This is a genomic window from Flagellatimonas centrodinii (assembly GCF_016918765.2).
GTDB classification, from domain to species: domain Bacteria; phylum Pseudomonadota; class Gammaproteobacteria; order Nevskiales; family Nevskiaceae; genus Polycyclovorans; species Polycyclovorans centrodinii.
Window position 1 is genome coordinate 2,322,976 of sequence record NZ_CP092104.1, and the last position, 19,777, is coordinate 2,342,752.

Consider the following 19,777-nt stretch of genomic DNA (forward strand, 5'->3'; position numbering starts at 1 on the left):
AAATGAATTTGACTGCGGTCAGTCTTACCGCAGTGCAGCACGCGATGCAAAGGCCATAGTGTCAGCTCCGACAACCGGGGGTGTCGCATGTTCGGAGATAAGCTGCAGCTTGTTGAAAAGCCGGAAAAAACGACAACGCCCGCAGCAGCGGGCGTTGTCGTTTGCCACCGGCTGGCCTACTCGAACCGACGGCCTTCCTTGGCCATCTTGACGAGAATCGGCGCCGGTTTGAACCGATCACCGTACTTCCGTGCCAGTTCGCGAGAGCGCTTGACGAAGTTCTCAACCCCATAGGCATTGATGAACTGCAGCGCGCCGCCCTGGAAGGGCGCAAAGCCCCAGCCGAAGATGGAGCCGATGTTGGTATCGGCAACGGTCTCGACCACGCCCTCGGCATGACACTTGGCGGCTTCGTTGGCCTGCGCAAACATCATGCGATCGATCAGTTCCTGCTGGGGCAGTTGCGTGTCGGCCAGCGGGAAGTGCTCGGCCAGCCCTGCCCACAGGTGCTTCTGGCCGCCGGCGGGATAGTCGTAGAGCCCCTTGCCCGCCTTCTTGCCCGGGCGGTCGAGCTGTTTCACCATCTTTTCAATGACCGCCACACCGGGATGTTCGACCACCGGCTTGCCGGCGGCGGCGAGGTCCTTGCGGGTCTGTTCGAGGATGTGCATCGACAGCGACATCGACACCTCGTCCTGCACCGCCAGCGGCCCCACCGGCATACCTGCCTGCAGGCCCGCCACTTCAATCGACCGCGGGTGTTGTCCCTCAGCCAGCAGGGTCAGGCCTTCCATCGGGTAGGTGGCGAAGCAGCGGCTGGTGTAGAAGCCGCGGGAATCGTTGACCACGATCGGTGTCTTCTTGATCTGCTGGACGTAGTCGAAGCCGCGCGCCAGGGTTTCCTTGCTGGTCTTCTTGCCCTTGATGATTTCCACCAGCGGCATCTTGTCCACCGGCGAGAAGAAGTGCAGGCCGATGAAGTTCTTCGGCCGTTCGCTGGCTTCGGCGAGGCCGGTGATCGGCAGGGTCGAGGTGTTGGAAGCGAATACCGCATCCTTGCCGAGCATGGCTTCTGCCTTGCGGGTGACGTCGGCCTTGATGCCGCGGTCCTCAAATACCGCCTCGATGATGAGGTCACAGCCCTTGAGCAGCTCGTAGGCAGTGGTCGGCGTGATCCGTGCCAGCAGGGCAGCCTTGCCCTCGGCGCTCTCGCGGCCCTTCTTCATGGCCTTGTCGAGCAGGTTTTCGGAATAGGCCTTGCCCTTGTCGGCCGCCTCTTGGGTGGTATCCAGCAGGACCACTTCGATCCCGACCTTGGCCGAGACGTAGGCGATGCCCGCGCCCATCATGCCGGCACCGAGGATGCCGAGCTTCTTCACCGTCGAGCGTTCGATGCCCTCGGGACGTGAACTGCCCTTGTTGATGCCGTTGAGCTGGAACCACAGGGTGCCGATCATGTTCTTGCTGACCTGGCCCACCACCAGCTCGGCGAAGTAGCGGCTCTCGACCCGACAGCCGGTATCGAAGTCGGTGATGCCGCCCTCGAACACGCAGCTCATGATGTTGGTCACGGCGGGATAGTTGCCGTAGCTCTTGGCGCTGGCCATGGAGGGCGCAATCGCCCACACCTGAGCGTTGGCAGGGGACTTGGAGTCGCCGCCCGGCCAGCGGAATTTCTTGTCATCCCAGGGCTGCACGGCCTTCGGGTTAGCGGCAATCCAGGCCTTGGCCTTGGTGATCATCTCTTCCGGCGTCTCTGCCAGCTCATGGATGATGCCCTGTTTCACGGCCGCCTCGGCGCGCAGTTCCTTGCCTTCGAGCATCAGCGGCAGGGCCGGCTGAATGCCGATCAACCGGGGCAACCGCTGTGTGCCGCCGCCACCCGGAAGCACGCCCAGCTTCACCTCCGGCAGGCCGAACTTGGCTTTGGGGTTGTTCAGTGCAATGCGGTAGTGGCAGGCCAGGGCCAGCTCGAGGCCGCCACCCAAGGCGGTGCCGTTCAGTGCCGCGACCACCGGTCGGCCGCATTTTTCGAGCCGACGCAGCAAGGCCTTGAACTGTTCTGCAAGTTCAAACGCATCCTGTGGATCGGTGATCTTGAACAGGCCCTCGATGTCGGCGCCGGCGAGAAATTCCTTCTTGCCGGAGGTGAGGATCACGCCGGTGATCGAGGGGTCACGCTCGATCTGGCCGATGGCGTCGAGAAATGGTCCGGTAAGGGCCTCGTTGAGCACGTTCATGGAACGGCCCGGCATGTCCAGCGTAAGGGTGACGACGCCTTGGGCGTCCTTTTCAAATTTGACTGCGGTCATTTTCGGTTCCGGAAATCGAGAATCGGGAATGGAGAATCGGAATGGCGGCGTGAGATCGGGCAGGGCGGGTTCGCGGCTAGCGATGTCCCGTTCCCGATGCTCCGCAACTCATACGCGCTCGATGATGGTGGCGATGCCCATGCCCGCACCCACGCACAGCGAGGCCAGGCCGGTTTGCTTGTCCTGACGCTCCAGCTCGTCGAGCAGGGTGCCGAGGATGATGCAACCGGTGGCGCCCAGCGGATGGCCCATGGCGATAGACCCGCCGTTGACATTGACTTTGGACTCGTCGATCTCAAGGTCGCGCATGGCGCGCAGCACCACTGCAGCGAAAGCTTCGTTGATCTCGAAAAGATCGATGTCCTTGGCTGACATCTTGGCGCGCGCCAGGGCCTTCTTCGACGCCGGGCCGATACCGGTCAGCATGATGGTGGGCTCGGAGCCGATCACTGCGGTCTGCACAATGCGCGCGCGCGGCTTGAGTCCCAGTTTGCGCCCCATTTTCTTGCTGCCGATGAGCATCAGTCCGGCGCCATCGACGATGCCTGAACTGTTGCCGGCGTGGTGGACGTGGTTGATCTTTTCGAGGGTGGTGTACTTGCGCATCGCGGTGGCGTCGAAGCCCATCAGGCCCATCTGCTCGAACGACGGTTTGAGCTGGCCCAGGCCCTCCTGCGTGGCGTCGGCGCGAATGAACTCGTCATGGTCGAGCACGGTGAGGCCGTTGACGTCCTTCACCGGCACCAGCGACTTGCTGAAGTAACCCTGCTCGCGGGCGTGGGCAGCCTTCTTCTGCGACCGCAGTGCAAACGCGTCGACTTCCGAGCGCGAAAAGCCCTCCAGGGTGGCGATGGTGTCGGCGCCGATGCCCTGCGGCGCGAAACCGGTGAGCTGGTTGATCCGCGGATCCATCGCCCAGGCGCCGCCGTCCGAACCCATGGCCCAGCGCGACATGCTCTCGACACCACCAGCCACCACCAGGTCTTCCATTCCGGACATGACTTTCTGTGCCGCGAGGTTCACCGACTCCAGGCCGGATGCGCAGAACCGCGACTGGGTGACGCCGGCAACCGATTCGGCCCACTTGGCATAGAGGACGGCGGTACGGGCGATATCGGCGCCCTGTTCGCCAACCGGCGTCACGCAACCGAGCACCAAGTCGTCGACCAGGGCGGTGTCGAGTTGATTGCGCCCCTGAAGGGCCCACAGCAGGTTGGCCACCAGGTGAACCGGGGTGACCTGATGCAGGCTGCCATCCTTCTTGCCCTTGCCGCGCGGCGTCCGCACGGCGTCGTAGATATACGCTTCGCTCATGTAAGTTCTCAGTCGGTTGCAATGGTAAGGTAATTAACCTTACGCTCAGATTGTGCGGAAGTGCTCAGCGCGATCCTTGTCGCGGAGCGTCGGACAGTATGAAGCTTTTCGAGGATATTATCGGTCAGTTCCAGGGTCAAACCGGGAGCCCGTGATCGAGCCCTGTTGTAGTAACAAGAGTTTCCATAGATGACCAAACGTGGATTGAAGGACGCAACGGAAGCACCCCAACCCGAAGTCGACCGACGCCGGCTCGACCCCCAGACCCGCATCCGGATCGAGCAGGCCGTGCTCGATATCTTTGCCGAACGGGAATTCCACCGGGTCGGGCTGATCGAGATCGCCCGCGCTGCCAATGTCTCGCTGCAGACCATTTACAAGTATTACGGCAGCAAAGAGGCCCTCCTTTTTTCCAGTCTTGATGCCTGGTTGGGGAAGCTGGCCTCACGGATGATCGACCATCTGCAGGGGATCGAGGACTTCAAGGAGCGCCTTCGCAAGGTCTTCTGGGTGACCCTGGACTTCTTCGACAAGAACCCCAAGGTGGCGCAGATCATCATGTCCAGCGTCTACGTCAACACCTGGCGCAAGCAGCAGAATTACCAGAACCCGGTGCTGTTCGGAACCTTTCTCAAGGTGCTGGGCGAGGGGCGCTCACGCGGCGTGCTGAACGATGAAGTCGAAGAGAAATACCTGCTCGACATCATCATGGGGGTCATGGGGCGGCTGGTGCAGATGCACGTCCATCGGGGTCAACGGGAGCCGCTGACCGCCCAGGCCAACCCGCTGTTCGAGATGTTGTGGCGGGCGATCGCGAAGCCGGCGTGAACCTCGCCCGCGAGCCGCGCCCGCTAACGGGCGGCGCTCGGTTCGCGGCGAATGCTGCCGAACGACAACTCGCCGACCTGCGCGGTCGGGGTGGTGCGCGGAAACAACCAATAACCGGCAGATTCTGACGACGGCACCACGTTGGGGAAGCGCTCGTCGCGCGGGCTGGGGCCGGCCATCGCCTTTTCCTGAATCATCGACAGGTATTGGTCGACGCCGTATTCAAGCGTGTTGCCATTGAGGACTACTTCAGAGCCGGTGGCGCGGGCGTAGGCCGCCACCCCGGGGATTTTCGAGTGTTCCGGCGCATAGGCATCGAGACTGACACCGTTTTCACTGGTGACCAGCACGCCATCGTCGGTATGGGCGACGATGGAATGGTTGCCGAGCGTGTGCCCACGGGTGCGGATCAGGGCGACCCCTGTACCCAGCTGGACGTCGTCGTCGAGCAGGATCACCTTGTCGGCCGGCACCCCGTCGATGCCCCCGGGGCAATACCACTGCGCCTGCCAGGGCACCAGCGCCTGCGCCGATTCCCATTCCTCGCGCATGACCAACAGCTTGGCGTTGGGGAACAGGGCGGGCTGCCCGTGGGCACCGAGCCAGCGGGTCACGTTCTGGGTGTGCAGGTGGTCGTAGGTGATGTAGTCGATGTCTTCGGGTCTCAGGCCGACCTCGTCCAGGGCCGACAGCACCGTGCGGGTCATGCGGAAGACCAGCTTCTCGCCCAGTGCAGCGAACGGTCCCATCGACCGGTCGAGCCGCTGGAAGAAGGGTGTGGCCCGTTGGTGCTCCCAGTCGGAAGGGCTCGCCAGGAGGGTTTTCATGCCCTCGGCGGTGTCGAACTGGATCACGAACAATCGATTGCACAGGTGGATGAACGGCGGCAGCGTGCCGAAGCCGTTGAGATAGCCGTAGCGCGAAGGGTAGGGCACGCGCACCAGCTCCAGCGTGCGGTAGGCGCTGACCGTCCCGCCCGCGGTGAAGTCGCGCCGGAAGTCCTTGGCGGCTTCGCGCAGATTGTCGATGGCGACCTGGGGACGTGCGGTATCGCGTGCGCCGTCAAAGTGTCGGAGGGTATGAAAGCCCGGCATCATCGGTTTCACATGTAAGCGGGAGTTGATGATATCGCAGCCCCGAGGCGGCCCAGCCTCAGCGCCGTGCGACCAAGTCGAAGCGGATCGCCACACCATCCTGGACCGCCAACAGCCCACCGAAAATGGCGAAGGGGGTGATGCCGAAGTCGCGTTGATGGATGACCAGTTGGCCCTGTGCGCGGATCTCGGTGTCACTTCGGAGTACCGTCATCATGACCGGCTGAACGCGGGTGACGCCGTGCAGTTGGATGGCCACATCGGCGATCAGCACTGGCCAGTCGCCGCGGACCTGCCGCGACTGTAGCGTCAACACGGGCCACGTGTCGGTGTCCAGGCTCTTGCGCAGATTGCGTAGCGTCCCCGCCCGGTCGGTTTCGCTGCGGGGTCGGTCGATGAAGCTGCCGCCGGTGTCCGCCAGCAGCGACGGCACGTCGACCACCAGGCTGTCGAGCCGCAGCCCGACCGCGAAGGCCGCGTCGGCCACCTTGTCCGACGGCATCTCGACATGGCCGCTCAGTGTCGGCGCCGTGAATACGTGGTTGTGGCCGGCGCGAGCGGCGGGCCCATCGCGAAAAACGTAGATGCGCAGGTCCGAGGCACTTGGGTCGAGGATGTAGACGTGGTTGCCCGGTGGCGCCACCGGCAGGGTCGCCGGGCCGGCAGGTGTCTGCGGCTGTGGCGCCGGTGCCTGGCAGGCACCCAGCAGGACCAGGGCCAGCAGCCCACTCAGCAGTCGATACATGGGGCCACCTCGATGCAGGAATGGGCCCGCGATTGTGTCCGACTTTCCCGTTTCCTGCCCGGCGGTAGTCCGACCCCGATGAGCGGTGTCCCCAGGGGCACAAGAAGCGGCCACCGCAGCCGAAACAGGGTCTGACCGCAATCGAACCCGAGCGCGGCGGACATTCACCCCGGTCGAGCCGGGGGCAACCCGGAGATGGACCATGCAAGTCATCAACACCAACGTCATGTCCCTGAACTCGCAGCGCAACCTGTCGAAGTCCAGCGAGACCCTTTCCACTTCACTGCAGCGCCTGTCCTCGGGCCTGCGCATCAACAGCGCCAAGGACGATGCCGCCGGCCTCGCCATTTCGCAGCGCTTCACCACCCAGATTCGCGGGATGGATCAGGCCTCGCGGAATGCCAACGACGCCATCAGCCTCACGCAGACGGCCGAAGGGGCCTTGGTGGAAGTCTCCAACAACCTTCAGCGCATCCGCGAGCTGGCGGTGCAGTCGCGCAACGCCACCAACAGCGCCACTGACCGCGCCGCCCTCAATGCGGAAGCCCAGCAGCTGCTGTCGGAAGTGAACCGTGTCGCCGAACAGACCAGCTTCAACGGTGTGAAGCTGCTGGATGGCAGCTTCTCCAACCAGAGCTTCCAGATCGGCGCAGATGTCGGCCAGACCATCGATGTGTCGAACATCGTCGATGCGACGACCGCCAACCTCGGCACCTACGGTCGGGCCTCGGTCACCTCGGCGGCTTCGACTGGTTTTGCCAATGCGATCGCCGCCGGCGGTGTCACCATCAACGGCGTCGACATTGGCGCCATCGGTGCAGCCGCATCGGCCACCGATCGCGCTGAGCAGCTGATGACGGCGATCAACGAGACCTCGGGCCAGTCCGGTGTCTATGCGATCAAGGACACCGCCAGCACCATCACCCTGGTCTCCGCGACTGACGATATCGCCATCGCCGGAGCGCATGTGGCCTTCACCGCCGACACCGGCCTGACTGCTGCGACCACCAACCGCGTCACCACCACCGGCATCTCCACCGTCGATATCTCGTCGGTGGGTGGCGCCGACACGGCGATGCAGGCCATGGATGCGGCACTGGCGCAGGTGAACTCGGCCCGTGCCGACCTCGGCGCGCTGCAGAACCGCTTCGGTTCGGTGGTCAGCAACCTGCAGACCACCAGTGAGAACCTGTCGGCCTCACGCAGCCGCATCATGGACACCGACTTCGCCAAGGAAACCGCCAACCTGACCCGCGCGCAGATTCTGCAGCAGGCCGGCACGGCGATGCTGGCTCAGGCGAACTCGGCGCCGCAGGCCGTGCTGTCCCTGCTCCGCTAACGGCGCAGGGGTTCTGGGGGCGGCGGTGAATACCGCCGCCCCTCTGCCCCGGGAGGTGTCACATGGACCCCATCCCTGATCTGACGGTTTGGTTGAATCACGTCTTCCCGCCGCCCGAGGCCACGCGCCCGCGGGCGGTATCGGCGTTGTCGGGTGACGCGTCGGGGATGGTGCCCCACCGGACCGCAGCACAGACCGAAGCCGACAACCGGTCGGCAGCGACAGAGGCCCGCTGGGTGGTCGAGGCGGCCAACACGAGCCTGGCCGAGCGCAACATTGGTCTCAGGTTCGTACAAGACGAGGCGATTGGTCATCACGTCATGCAACTCATTGACGAGGCCACTGGCGATGTGCTCCGGCAGATTCCCAGTGAGGAGGCAGTGCGCCTTGCTCGTGCGTTGACCGGTCTGCTGGTCAACGGCAATGCCTAGGGTCGGATAACAGGCTTTTGACAGGAGATTTCCATGCCCGGCTTTACCATTAGCGGCATCGGCAGCGGGCTCGATATCAACAGTATCGTCAGCCAACTCGTGGCTGCCGACCGGGCCGGTGCCGACGGCCGCATCAGCCGCACCGTCAACACCGCCAATGCGCAGTTGTCGGCGCTCGGCACGTTCCGCGCTGCCTCCGATGCGCTGCGCAAGCAGGTGACCTCGTTGCAGAGCAGCTCGCTGACGGCCTGGAAGGCCAGTGTGCCTGAGGGGGCCAGTTTCTCCGCCACCGCTGCCAGCGGTGCGCAATCGGGGACTTATTCGATAACCGTGGAACAGCAGGCGCGTGCGCACGTCCTGCGTAGCGATCCGTACGCCAGCGTCAATACCGAAGTGGGTGAGGGTAGTCTGCAGATCTTTGTCGGCGACGCGTCCTTTTCGGTCGACATCGGTAGCGATCAGCGCGGCCTGTCCGATATCGCCGCCGCCATCAATTCTGCCAGCGAAAACCCTGGCGTAAATGCGCGGGTGGTCATGGCTGATGATGGTGCCCATCTGATTCTCAGCAGTCGCAGTGCCGGCAGCGACAATGCCCTGCGGGTGCTCAGCAGTGGCGGCGATGGTGGCCTGGCCGCCCTCGACTATGACCCCGGCAACAGCGTTGCACTGACCGAAACCCAGCAAGCGCTGGACGCACGTTTGCTGGTCGACGGGCTGCAGGTGACACGCGGCAGCAACACCATTTCGGATGTCATTCCCGGCGTTACGCTCAACATCAGCGGGCAGGAGCCGGGCGTCTCACGACAGCTCACCGTCGCGGCGGATCTCGATGCCACCGTCGCGCGCATCAACAGCATGGTGAGCAGTTACAACGCCACCATCGCTACGGCCCGACAGGCCACCCGCTATGACGCTGCCACCAAGACAGCCGGGGTGCTGCAGGGCGATGCCACGCTGCGTGGCGCTGCTTCGTCATTGCGGGGCGCGGTCAACAGCTCGATGAGCGGCGGGGCCTATGCGGTGATGACCGATATCGGCATCAAGACTGCGACCGACGGTACGCTCAGTATCGATACCGCCACCCTGCGCAGCGCCCTCGAGAGCAGCCCGGAGGGTGTGGCACGACTGTTGACCGGCTCCGGCGGGCTGACTGAACGCATCGATGGCGTGCTCGATGAGTATCTCGGCAGCGACGGCCGCATTACCAGCAAAACCGATGGTCTCAACGCCCGCCTGAAATTCGCCGCACAACAGCAGCAGCAACTCGACCGCCGCATGGAGATGGTTCAGGCCCGCTACCAGGCCCAGTTCAGCGCGCTGGATACGCTGGTCGGCCAGATGAGCTCGACCAGCGACTACCTGGCGGCCCAGCTGTCACGTCTGGGTTAAGTTTGAATGACCATGGCCGATACGCCGTCAACGACACAAGGAGAACACCGCATGTACGCCTCCGCCCCGTTGGCTGCTTTTCAGGGAGCCGGACCGCTGGCCGGAATCGACCAGGCTTCACCACATCAGCAGATCGAACTGCTGCTGGGCGGGCTGCTGACCCGCCTCGCCCGGATGCGGGGGGCCATACGGAGCCGACATCGCCCGGCGCGCACTGACGCGGCCAACGCGGCGCTGGGTATCCTGGCCTATCTGCGGACCATCCTTGATCCGGCCGCCGACCCCCGCTTCGTCGGTTCGCTACGTGACCTTTACCGGTACTGTGAGGCACGGCTTCTGGAGGCCAGCCAGGCCGACGATGAGTCCGCGGTGGAAGAGGTGATTCTGCTCATCACCGAGATCAAATCGGCCTGGGACGCCATCGCCCCGCACCGTGCTGCGGTGGCCTGAGATGGATGCGCCCTCCGCGCTGGTGAGTCTGCAGGCCGCTGTCGCCGCGCTGGAAGCCGCCGCCACCAACGAAGACTGGGCGGCAGTCGGGGAGCAGTTGGCTCGCCAGCGACGCTTTCTCGAGCGTTGGCTGCCGAGCTGTCAACAGCTGACGGCGGTCGAGCGGGCCGGACTCAATGACATCCTTGATCGTTATCTGCGGCTGACCGGTGAGCTCGATGTGGCGCGTGAACGTGCACGTATCGCGATGCAGTCGCCGCCCCCGATACCGCCGATGACGCGTGCCGCACGCGCCTACCTGGAAGCTTAGAGGCCATGCTGATGGATGGAATCCATTGCCAGTTTATCGCGCCAGCGCTGTGGGAACCGGGGCCGGGCCCGGTGGATCGACCCCAGCTTGCCCTGAGTCGACTGATCGGTCTGGAGGCGCTGCAGGCTGAACGCCCCTCGCTGGCGGAGGGCCACGAAAGTACCCCGGAGTCACGAATGCAGGCACAGCTCGACCTGGTGCTTGATGCCCTGCGCGACCTGCAGGTGCAGCTGCGGCCGCTGCCGCCAGCCCGAACCGTGGCGCTGACCCCGGAATCGGTGTCGGTGGACGGTCTCGAGATGCCTTCGGGGCCGGGTTGGTTGGCATTGTGGCTGGACAGCCGGATGCCGCAGCCGGTCTGGTTGCCGGTGACTGCGCGGGGTGACGGGCCGGCAATGCTCAACGTGGCGGACGGGCCGCTGTCGGCGGCAGTTGACCATCTGGTGTTTCGACTGCATCGTCGGGCGGTGGCGCGCAGTCGCCGCGAGCAGGGCAGCGATTCGCTGCCGACCGAGAACGAACGAGGAGATGCGGCCTGATGCCCGACAACCAGCGGCCGGTCAGAACCCTGCTGGCGGACGACCACGCCATGGTCCGTGCCGGTCTGCGACAACTTCTGGAACAGACAGGGCTGGTGAAAATCGTGGCCGAAGCCGACGACGGTACGCCAGTGCCGGATCTGATCGCTTCGGAGAACGTCGGTCTGGCCATTCTTGATATCTCCATGCCCCGTCTCGGTGGGCTCGATCTGCTGCCGATCCTGCGCAACCGGTTCCCGCTGTTGAGGACCATGGTGTTGAGCATGCACGCCAACGTCGAGTATGTACGGGAGGCGCTGCAGCGCGGCGCCAATGGATTTCTGCCGAAAGATGCGCCGCCCGAGGAATTGCGTACCGCACTGCGGCAGGTGACGCGAGGGGAATGCTACGTCGCCCCCTCGTTGGTTCCGGCACTGGCGGGGCTTCGTAGTCCCGCGCGCGATCCCGAGCAGCAGCGTCTGGAGACACTGCCACCGCGGCAGCGCCAGTTGCTGGGGTTGGTGGGGCAGGGACATTCGACCCGCGAGATCGCCGTCTTGCTGGGGATCAGCGTCAAGACCGTTGAGACTCATCGGGCGCGGCTGATGCGCTCGCTGAGCCTGCGGCACAACAACGATCTGATTCGCTACGCCGCGCAGCAACGCAGCCTGCTGTGAAAGGGCGGTAGCGGCTGGCGATTCAGGACATCCGCCGGCACCGCCATGGCGGGCATGCTGGGCGCAAAAAAAAGCCCACCCGGTTGCAGCCGGGCGGGCTTGGTTCAGATGTCGAACCGGTTACATCTCGGCCGGGCGCAGCTCTACCCGGCGGTTTTCTTCGCGACCTTCTTCGGTGGTGTTGTCCATGATCGGGCGCGCTTTGCCATAGCCGACCGGAATCATCCGTTCCGGGGCGACACCACGGCCGGCGAGATACTCCTTCACCGCGATGGCACGACGTTCGGACAGCCCCAGGTTGTAGGCGTCGGTGCCGAGATAGTCGGTGTGCCCTTCGACCTCGACATCAATCTCCGGATAGGCGATCAGGGTTTCGGCCACCTTGTTGAGGATCTCCTTGGCGTCAGCGGTCAGGCGGTCTGAGTCGAACTCGAACTTCACGCCCTTGAGGATGAACGAGTAGTTGGCGGCGCAGCCATTGGCATCAACCTCTTCGCCCGGACGCGGACGGCGACAGTCTCCGGCCAGCGCACAGCCGTTTTCCAGCACCTTGGCGCCCGCTGGGCTGTTCGGACATTCGTCGATGTCGTCCGGCAGGCCATCGCCGTCTGAATCGATGGGGCAACCACTGCTGTTGACCTGGGCGCCCGCCGGTGTGTCGGGACACTGGTCCTGACCGTCCGGCACGCCGTCGCCGTCGGTATCGAGCTCGCAGCCGGTCTCGTTGACCTGGCTCCCGGGCGCGGAATCCGGGCACTGATCGCGGTAGTCGGGCACGCCGTCGCCGTCGGTGTCGATGGTCTCGGGGTCGGGCGGCGGCGTGTGGCCAAGCGGAATCACCAGGCCGAGGTTGTAGACGCCGTCATAAAAGTCGCTGTTGTCCTTCGGCTGAATGCCGGCCAGTGCCCGGTTGTGCGGGTCCTGACGGTACAGCGCCTCGGCACGGATGATGATCTTCGGGGTAATCTCGAACAGATAGCCGAGGCCGACATCGAGCAGGGTCGTGTCGTAGTTGGCGATCAGGCCCGGGTGGTCTTCACCCTGACCGTGCATCACGTTGGCGCGGCCATAGAGGTTGGGGATGCTGCGCGACGGGAACAGCATCAAGCCGACGCCAACACCCGACAGGGTAAATGTCCCGTTGTCGAGCAGTCCGGCAGCCGGATCCGGGTCCATCTGGCTGTAGCTCGCCATCAGTTCCAACGTCAGCGAGCGGGTGACCTTCTTGCCGATCGCCAGCGTTCCGCCGTAGCCGTCATCGGTGCCACGATCTTCATCAGCAAGAATGTAGCTGGCCGTCGGCGAGACGTACCAGGTGCGGCCTTTCAGCGCGCGGGTGTCGGCATCTTCTTCCTGCTGCGCGAAAGTGGGCAGTGCAAAGACGGCGCCCAACAGTGCGGCCATCAGTTTTGTTCGCAATAACATGGTGCTCCCCTAGTCAGTTCCCGTATCGGTTATGGCCCGATCGGATGATGATAGCAGCGTGGCGGCGGCGTGACCGGGCGGGGCTGCACTGGCATACTGCGCGCCCTTCGACACACCCCCCATTCCCCCGGCTCTCCATGGAACCGAATCAGATTAAAGGCAGGATCACGGCTCTGCAGACGCGTTTCGACGCGCTGCGGAGCTATCTTTGACTACGATGTCAAGCAGGACCGCCTCGTCGAGGTGAATGCCGAGCTGGAGGATCCGTCGGTCTGGAATGACGCCAAACGGGCGCAGGACCTGGGTCGCGAGCGGGCTCGCCTGGAGGCGGTGATCCACCCCATCACCGAGGCGCTGAGAGGGCTCGCCGATGCCGACGAGCTGATGGCGCTCGCTGAAGCGGAAGGTGACGCCGGGGCGATCCGCGAGATCGCTGCCGATGTCGAGCGCTTTGAATCGTTTGCCGAGGACCTCGAGTTCAAGCGGATGTTCAGCGGCGAGTTGGACGCCGCCAATGCCTACCTCGATGTCCAGGCCGGCTCCGGCGGCACCGAAGCGCAGGACTGGGCCGAAATGCTGCTGCGCATGTACAGCAAATGGGCGGACGGCAAGGGCTTTACCGTCGAACTGATGGAGCGTTCGGATGGTGAGGTGGCCGGCATCAAGTCCGCCACCATCTTCGTCCAGGGCGACTACGCCTTCGGCTGGTTGCGGTCCGAGACCGGTGTTCACCGGCTGGTGCGCAAGAGCCCATTCGACTCCGGCAACCGGCGGCACACCAGTTTTTCCGGTGTGTTCGTCAGCCCCGAAGTTGACGACAACGTCGAGATTGAAATCAATCCCGCTGATCTTGATGTCGGCACCTTCCGGTCCTCCGGCGCCGGTGGGCAGCACGTCAACAAGACTGAATCGGCGATCCGGATCAAGCATGTGCCGTCCGGCATCGTGGTGGCCTGCCAGACCGAACGTAGCCAGCACGCCAACCGTGACCGCGCCATGAAGATGCTCAAGGCCAAGCTCTACGAAATGGAAATGCAGAAGCGCAATGCGCAGAAGCAGGCGGTGGAAGACGCCAAGGACGACATTGGCTGGGGCAGTCAGATCCGCTCGTATGTGCTGGACCAGTCGCGGATCAAGGATCTGCGTACCGGGGTAGAGATCGCAGACACCGTGAAAGTGCTGGATGGCCATCTCGATCCCTTCATTGAAGCGAGTCTCAAGCAGGGCCTATAGCCACATGACCGATACCCCGACGCCGCCGCAGGACGAGAATCACCTCATCGCCACCCGCCGCGAGAAGCTGGCGGCACAGCGTGCAGCCGGCCAGGCCTTCCCCAACACCTTCCGCCGCGACACCCTCAGCGACCATCTGCACGGCGCCTATGGCGAGCAGTCGGCCGAGCAGCTGGAGCAGGTGGAAGCGCGTTTCCGGCTGGCCGGGCGGTTGATGGCCAAGCGGGTGATGGGCAAGGCCAGCTTTGGTCAGTTGCAGGACAGCGCCGGCCGTATTCAGATCTTCTGTCAGCGGGACACGCTTGGCGAAGAGACGTACCGGATGTTCAAGACGGCGGACGTCGGCGACATTCTCGGCGTGTCCGGCCGCGTCTTCAAAACCAAGACCGGCGAGCTGTCGCTGTGGGTGGAGACCCTGCAGCCCCTGGTCAAGAACCTGCGGCCGTTGCCGGAGAAGTGGGCCGGGCTGACCGATACCGAAGTCCGCTACCGCCAACGCTATGTTGACCTCATCGTCAATCCGGAAGTGCGAGCGGTGTTCGAGAAGCGCGGGCAGACGGTGCGCTTCATCCGCAACTTTCTGGATGCCATCGGCTTTGTCGAGGTGGAAACGCCGATGCTGCAGCCGATCGCTGGTGGTGCCACGGCGCGGCCCTTTGTCTCGCGCCATAACGCGCTGGACCGGGATGTCTACCTGCGCATTGCGCCGGAGTTGTATCTCAAGCGACTGGTGGTGGGAGGGTTCGAAAAGGTCTACGAGATCAACCGCAACTTCCGCAACGAGGGGCTGTCGACCCGGCACAATCCCGAGTTCACCATGCTCGAGTTCTACCAGGCCTACGCCGACTACCGCGACGCCATGGATCTGGTCGAAACCCTGGTGCGCGATTGCGCCGTCACCGTCAATGGCAGTGCCCAACTGCGCTACGACGGACGCGACTACGATCTTGATCAGCCCTTCCGCCGCTGGTCGATGCGCGATGCGGTGGCCCACTTCAATCCGGGCTTCAGCGGCTTTGACGATCGTGCGGCATTGGCCGCACAGGTCCGTGCCGTCGGAGGCGACGTCAAGGAGGGATACGGTGCCGGCAAGTTGCTGACCGAGCTCTTCGAGAAGACGGTGGAAGCGAAGCTGATGGACCCCACGTTCATCACCGAATATCCCACCGAGGTCTCACCGCTGGCGCGTCGCAATGACGATAACCCCGAGGTCACCGACCGATTCGAGTTCTTCCTCGGCGGCCGCGAGGTGGCCAACGGCTTCTCCGAGCTCAATGATCCCGATGACCAGGCTGCCCGGTTCAAGGCCCAGGTCGCCGCCAAGGATGCCGGCGATGACGAAGCCATGGTCTATGACGCCGACTACATCCGGGCCCTGGAATACGGATTGCCACCGACGGCCGGCGTGGGGATCGGGATTGACCGCCTGGTGATGTTCCTCACCGACGCCCCCTCGATCCGGGATGTGTTGCTCTTTCCGGCCATGCGGCCGGAAAGTTAGACCGGTGCACCCGGCCATGCGGCCGGAAAGTTAGACCAACGCTCGGTGCTCCCGCGGCCACGCGGTACGGCGCGGTCAGCACTCAGCTCGCCGCCACCAATAAGGCGTCGATCTCCGCCAGGTCGTCGCGGCCCAGGCGACCGGCAACGGCCTTCAATGTCAGCACCGCCAGCAGGTAGTCGTAGCGGGCCTGCAGATAGTTGCGTTCGGCCAGGTACAGCTGCTGCTGGGCGTTGAGCACGTCGATGGCGGTGCGGGTGCCGACCTCAAGGCCGGTTTCGCTGGCCTCCAGCGCCGTGCGGCTGGAGACCACGGCCTGTTTCAGGGCCTTGGTACGGGCGGCGCCGGCAACCACGGCCTGATAGGCGTCACGGGTCTGACGCTCGACATTGCGGACGGTGCCGTCGAGTTCACTACGGCGCTGCTCCAGCGTGCTCCTCGCCTGGTGCACCCGCGACTGCACCGCCAGGCCGCTGAACAGCGGCAGGGTGACCTGCACGCCATAACTTTCCTGGGTGGTGTCAGCGGGGAACACCCCGGTTTCCGAGGTACTGTCGGAATAACTGGCGCGTGCGCCGACGGTGGGCAGATGCGCGCCACGGGCAACCTTCACCCCGGCTTCGGCGGCCGCCACGATATAGCGCGACCCCAGCAGCGCAAGATTGCCTTCGCGCGCGGCGTCGACCCAGGCCGCGCTGTCGGCCGGCGCCGGCGCCGGCAGCGGGATCTCGTCCTGCAGCTGACTGACGCCAGCCGCGCGCGCGCCGGTTATCTCGACCAGCGCCTCGTTGGCCGCCTGAACGGCGCGTTCGGCGTCGATCAGCTGGGCCACCGTGAGGTCGAAGCGTGCCTGTGCCTCCTGGACATCGGTGATCGCGGACAAGCCAACCTCGAACCGCTCTTTTGCCTGCTCGAGCTGGCGCCCCACCGCTTCGTTTTCGGCTGTCGCCGAACGCAGGGTGTCATTGGCGGACAGCACGCCGAAGTACGCCTGAGCGACACGCAGGGCGAGATCCTGACGGGCTGCCAGGTACTGGCTGTCGGCCAGCGCGACCTGCTGGCTGGCCTGGTCAAGTTGCTGAAAGGCACTCCAGTCAAACAAGGCCTGGTTGAGGGTGACGTCGAGACTGCGGTTGGTGCCGTCGCGCGTCTGCGGGGGCTGGCCCTGCAACTCGGTTTCGGAATCGGTATAGGCGTAGCCATAGCCCGCCGAAAGTTGCGGCAGCAGGGCGGCACGTGCCTGCGGATAAGCCTGGGCAGCCGCGTCGCGTGCGTGCCCGGCAGCCTGCAGGGTGGCATCCTGGGTCAGCGCCCGGTCATACACCGTGAGCAGTTCATTGGCGCCGGCGACGGCCGGCAGGTAGCAGAGCGCAATCAGGAAACGGGAGGCAGCGTGCATAAGCCCTCTCGGCGTGAAATGGGGTCAGTAACGCGGGATCGACGGGTCCACCTCGATGGACCAGCGGTCGATGCCGCCCGGGATATTGAAGACCGTCGGAAAGCCGGCACGTTCCAGAAATGCCGCAACCTGCGCACTGCGCATGCCGTGATGGCAGAGCACGGCGATCGGCAGGTCGCGGGGGAGTTCGTTGGTCCGCGCCGGTATCTCCCCCATCGGGATGCACAGCGTCCCCTGAATGGTCGCAACTGCGCACTCATCCGGCTCACGGACATCAAGCACGACAAGGGTGGCGGCGTTGAGGCCGCGGGCGGCATCGGCAGGGCTGCAATCAGGCATCGACAAGGTGCCGGGGGAGGTCCGGCCGGCAGTCTAGCACCGCCCGGTCCAAATACTGAACCGGGCAGTTCAGAATACCCGGGGGCCGATGGCCTATTGCGTCGGTTCCTTGGCCCAGTCTTCCAGCATGGTCTCAAGGTAGTGGATGTTGTGGCTGCCCTCGCAGAACACCTTGTCCCGCATGATGCGCTGCTGCAACGGGATATTGGTGTTGATGCCTTCCAGCACCATCTCCGACAGCGCCTGACGCATGCGTGCCGTCGCGCTCTTGCGATCCGATCCCCAGGCAATCAGTTTGCCGACCATGGAGTCGTAGTTCGGCGGTACCCGATAACCCTGGTAGACATGCGAGTCGATGCGGATGCCCGGGCCACCCGCAGCGTGGTACTTCTTTACCTCGCCCGGCGACGGAATGAACTTGCGCGGGTCTTCGGCATTGATGCGGCACTCGATGGCATGACCACGCATGCGCACGTTTTTCTGCTGCTTCTTCAGGCCGAGGCCGGCGGCGATGCGGATCTGTGCCTTGATCAGGTCGATGCCGGTCACCATTTCCGTGACCGGATGTTCGACCTGGATGCGGGTGTTCATCTCGATGAAGTAGAAGCCACCGTTCTCGTAGAGAAACTCGAAGGTGCCGGCGCCGCGATAGCCGATGCGCTTGCAGGCTTCCACGCAGAGACTGCCGATGGTGTCACGCTGCTCGTCGGTGATGCCGGGGGCCGGGCATTCCTCTACCACCTTCTGGTTGCGCCGCTGCATCGAGCAGTCACGTTCGCCGAGGTGAATGGCATGTCCCTCGCCGTCGGACAGCACCTGGAACTCGATGTGCCGCGGCGTCTCCAGATATTTCTCCATGAACACCGAGGCGTCGTTGAAGGCGTTCTGCGCCTCGGTGCGCGCCAGCTGGATCTTCTGCAGCAGGTCTTCGGGCGAGCGCACCACATGCATGCCGCGTCCGCCACCGCCCGACGCTGCCTTGATCAGCACCGGATAGCCGACTTTCTCGGCGGTTTCCAGACAGACCTCCTCGTCGTCCGGCAACACACCCTCCGAGCCGGGCACGCAGGGCACGCCGGCCGCGATCATTTCGGCCTTGGCATTGGTCTTCGAACCCATCAGGCGGATGGTTTCCGGGCGTGGACCGATGAAGATGAATCCGGAACGCTCGACGCTTTCGGCAAAGTCGGCGTTCTCGGACAGAAAGCCATAGCCGGGGTGGATGGCATCGGCCTGGGTGACCTCGGCAGCGGAAATCAGCGCCGCCATGTTGAGGTAGCTCTTCGGCGCCGGTGCCGGGCCGATGCAGACCGCCTCGTCGGCCAACAAGACGTGTTTGAGGTCGCGGTCGGCGGTGGAATGCACGGCAACGGTCTTGATGCCGAGCTCCCGACAGCATCGCAGGATGCGCAGGGCGATTTCGCCACGGTTGGCGATCAGGATCTTCTTGATGTCCTTCATCGAACGCTACTCGATGATGAACAGTGGCTGGTCGAATTCCACCGGTTTTTCGTTTTCGGCCAGTACCTCGACCACCACCCCGGCCTTGTCGGCCTCTATCTGGTTGAGCATCTTCATCGCTTCAAGGATGCACAGGGTCTGGCCGACCTTCACGGTCTGACCGACTTCGACGAACGGCTTGGCACCGGGAGAGGGTGAGCGGTAGAACGTGCCGACCATCGGCGCGCGCAACACGTGACGGTTGTCGACGGCCGGCGCTGCCGGTGGTGGCGGTGCGGCTGCCGGCGCGGGTGCAGCCACTGGTGCTGCTGCGACCGGAGCGGGCGGAGCCATCGTCACCACCTGCGGCGCGGCGCGGCTGATGCGGACGGCGGCTTCGCCCTCGCGGACCTCCAGTTCGGAGATGCCGGAGTTTTCGACCAGCTCGATCAGGGTTTTGATCTTGCGCAGATCCATCGTGAAGGAATCCTGTTGTTGGGGGGAGACGCGATTGGGTTTACCGCAACGATGCCAGGTGCGAGTGTGCGGCCGTCAGCGCCAGGGCATAGCCCTGCGCGCCGAGACCGACGATCTGGCCGACGGCGATATCGGAAAAATACGAATGCTGGCGGAATGGCTCGCGCGCATGCACGTTGGAAAGATGAATCTCGATGAACGGGATCGCGACGCCCAGCAGGGCATCGCGCAGGGCGACGCTGGTATGGGTAAAGGCGCCCGGATTCAGCAGGATGAAATCGACCTCCTCACGGGCGGCCTGCACGCGATCGACCAGAGCGCCTTCGTGATTGCTCTGGAAGCAGCTCAGTTTCAATCCAAGATCCTGCGCCTGTTGTCCCAGCTCGGCTTCGATCTGGGGCAGGGTGCGCGTGCCGTAGCGATCCGGCTCGCGGGTGCCCAGCAGGTTGAGGTTGGGGCCGTTGATCAGCAGCAGATGAGACAAGGCAGCGTCCGGCGGCGAAGGAGTCCCGATTCTGCCCGAGTGGACCCTTTCATGACAACTTCGCCGCGAGAT

20 protein-coding genes are annotated in these 19,777 nt (G+C 64.2%); 10 read left to right on the top strand and 10 right to left on the bottom strand.

The window, feature by feature from the left end; translation table 11 throughout:
• Positions 1-176: 176 nt before the first annotated feature.
• Positions 177-2,312, bottom strand: coding sequence for a 3-hydroxyacyl-CoA dehydrogenase NAD-binding domain-containing protein (locus tag JN531_RS10865; RefSeq protein ID WP_228348886.1), 2,136 nt, complete (start codon positions 2,310-2,312; stop codon positions 177-179).
• A 108-nt stretch (positions 2,313-2,420) separates the two neighbouring features.
• Positions 2,421-3,626, bottom strand: a complete 1,206-nt coding sequence (locus JN531_RS10870; protein ID WP_228348888.1) for an acetyl-CoA C-acetyltransferase — start codon at positions 3,624-3,626, stop codon at positions 2,421-2,423.
• A gap of 189 nt (positions 3,627-3,815) precedes the next feature.
• Between JN531_RS10870 and JN531_RS10875 the strand changes: the two genes are divergently transcribed.
• A complete protein-coding gene (locus JN531_RS10875) occupies positions 3,816-4,454 on the top strand; it encodes a TetR/AcrR family transcriptional regulator (protein WP_228348889.1) in 639 nt (212 codons plus the stop codon).
• A gap of 23 nt (positions 4,455-4,477) precedes the next feature.
• Here JN531_RS10875 and JN531_RS10880 read toward each other — a convergent pair whose 3' ends face one another.
• Positions 4,478-5,551 carry an MBL fold metallo-hydrolase gene (locus JN531_RS10880; RefSeq protein WP_228348890.1) on the bottom strand — a complete coding sequence of 358 codons (1,074 nt, stop codon included), beginning with the start codon at positions 5,549-5,551 and terminating at the stop codon, positions 4,478-4,480.
• Positions 5,552-5,606: 55 nt separating this feature from the next.
• Complete coding sequence (locus tag JN531_RS10885; protein WP_228348891.1) at positions 5,607-6,293, bottom strand: YceI family protein; 687 nt, start codon at positions 6,291-6,293, stop codon at positions 5,607-5,609.
• A 202-nt stretch (positions 6,294-6,495) separates the two neighbouring features.
• Between JN531_RS10885 and JN531_RS10890 the strand changes: the two genes are divergently transcribed.
• The 7 genes from JN531_RS10890 (at position 6,496) to JN531_RS10920 (ending at position 11,407) form a co-directional block, all read left to right on the top strand.
• The gene (locus tag JN531_RS10890) at positions 6,496-7,632 is read left to right on the top strand and encodes a flagellin (RefSeq protein ID WP_228348892.1); all 1,137 of its coding nucleotides are present in this window, start codon (positions 6,496-6,498) and stop codon (positions 7,630-7,632) included.
• A gap of 62 nt (positions 7,633-7,694) precedes the next feature.
• Positions 7,695-8,063, top strand: a complete 369-nt coding sequence (locus JN531_RS10895; protein WP_228348893.1) for a flagellar protein FlaG — start codon at positions 7,695-7,697, stop codon at positions 8,061-8,063.
• A 33-nt stretch (positions 8,064-8,096) separates the two neighbouring features.
• Entirely contained in the window at positions 8,097-9,452 is a 1,356-nt protein-coding gene (gene fliD, locus JN531_RS10900; RefSeq protein ID WP_228348894.1) for a flagellar filament capping protein FliD, read from the top strand.
• Between the two features lie 51 nt (positions 9,453-9,503).
• Positions 9,504-9,902 carry a flagellar export chaperone FliS gene (locus JN531_RS10905; protein WP_228348895.1) on the top strand — a complete coding sequence of 133 codons (399 nt, stop codon included), beginning with the start codon at positions 9,504-9,506 and terminating at the stop codon, positions 9,900-9,902.
• A 1-nt stretch (position 9,903) separates the two neighbouring features.
• On the top strand, positions 9,904-10,212 hold the full coding sequence (locus JN531_RS10910; protein WP_228348896.1) for a hypothetical protein: 309 nt from the start codon (positions 9,904-9,906) through the stop codon (positions 10,210-10,212).
• Between the two features lie 11 nt (positions 10,213-10,223).
• Entirely contained in the window at positions 10,224-10,751 is a 528-nt protein-coding gene (locus JN531_RS10915) for a PilZ domain-containing protein (protein WP_228348897.1), read from the top strand.
• A complete protein-coding gene (locus JN531_RS10920) occupies positions 10,751-11,407 on the top strand; it encodes a response regulator (protein ID WP_228348898.1) in 657 nt (218 codons plus the stop codon). The genes JN531_RS10915 and JN531_RS10920 overlap by 1 nt, the downstream gene beginning before the upstream one ends.
• 120 nt (positions 11,408-11,527) lie before the next feature.
• Here the strand turns inward: JN531_RS10920 and JN531_RS10925 are convergent, their stop codons facing one another.
• On the bottom strand, positions 11,528-12,811 hold the full coding sequence (locus JN531_RS10925) for an OmpA family protein (protein WP_228348899.1): 1,284 nt from the start codon (positions 12,809-12,811) through the stop codon (positions 11,528-11,530).
• Positions 12,812-12,969: 158 nt separating this feature from the next.
• Here JN531_RS10925 and prfB point away from each other — a divergent pair.
• Together prfB and lysS are read left to right on the top strand one after the other, a co-directional pair.
• A protein-coding gene (gene prfB / locus JN531_RS10930) for a peptide chain release factor 2 (protein WP_228348901.1) occupies positions 12,970-14,065 on the top strand; the annotation gives its coding sequence in 2 pieces (ribosomal slippage) (positions 12,970-13,041 and positions 13,043-14,065; 1,095 coding nt in all).
• A 4-nt stretch (positions 14,066-14,069) separates the two neighbouring features.
• Positions 14,070-15,566 carry a lysine--tRNA ligase gene (gene lysS, locus JN531_RS10935; RefSeq protein WP_228348902.1) on the top strand — a complete coding sequence of 499 codons (1,497 nt, stop codon included), beginning with the start codon at positions 14,070-14,072 and terminating at the stop codon, positions 15,564-15,566.
• 82 nt (positions 15,567-15,648) lie between these two features.
• Here the strand turns inward: lysS and JN531_RS10940 are convergent, their stop codons facing one another.
• From JN531_RS10940 to aroQ, 5 genes are all read right to left on the bottom strand, one after another.
• On the bottom strand, positions 15,649-16,965 hold the full coding sequence (locus JN531_RS10940; RefSeq protein WP_228348903.1) for a TolC family outer membrane protein: 1,317 nt from the start codon (positions 16,963-16,965) through the stop codon (positions 15,649-15,651).
• 24 nt (positions 16,966-16,989) lie between these two features.
• Positions 16,990-17,304 carry a rhodanese-like domain-containing protein gene (locus JN531_RS10945; RefSeq protein ID WP_228348904.1) on the bottom strand — a complete coding sequence of 105 codons (315 nt, stop codon included), beginning with the start codon at positions 17,302-17,304 and terminating at the stop codon, positions 16,990-16,992.
• Between the two features lie 93 nt (positions 17,305-17,397).
• Positions 17,398-18,765 carry an acetyl-CoA carboxylase biotin carboxylase subunit gene (gene accC, locus JN531_RS10950; RefSeq protein WP_228348905.1) on the bottom strand — a complete coding sequence of 456 codons (1,368 nt, stop codon included), beginning with the start codon at positions 18,763-18,765 and terminating at the stop codon, positions 17,398-17,400.
• A 6-nt stretch (positions 18,766-18,771) separates the two neighbouring features.
• Positions 18,772-19,221, bottom strand: coding sequence for an acetyl-CoA carboxylase biotin carboxyl carrier protein (accB, locus tag JN531_RS10955; protein ID WP_228348906.1), 450 nt, complete (start codon positions 19,219-19,221; stop codon positions 18,772-18,774).
• 40 nt (positions 19,222-19,261) lie between these two features.
• Entirely contained in the window at positions 19,262-19,705 is a 444-nt protein-coding gene (gene aroQ / locus JN531_RS10960; RefSeq protein WP_228348907.1) for a type II 3-dehydroquinate dehydratase, read from the bottom strand.
• Between the last annotated feature and the right edge of the window lie 72 nt (positions 19,706-19,777).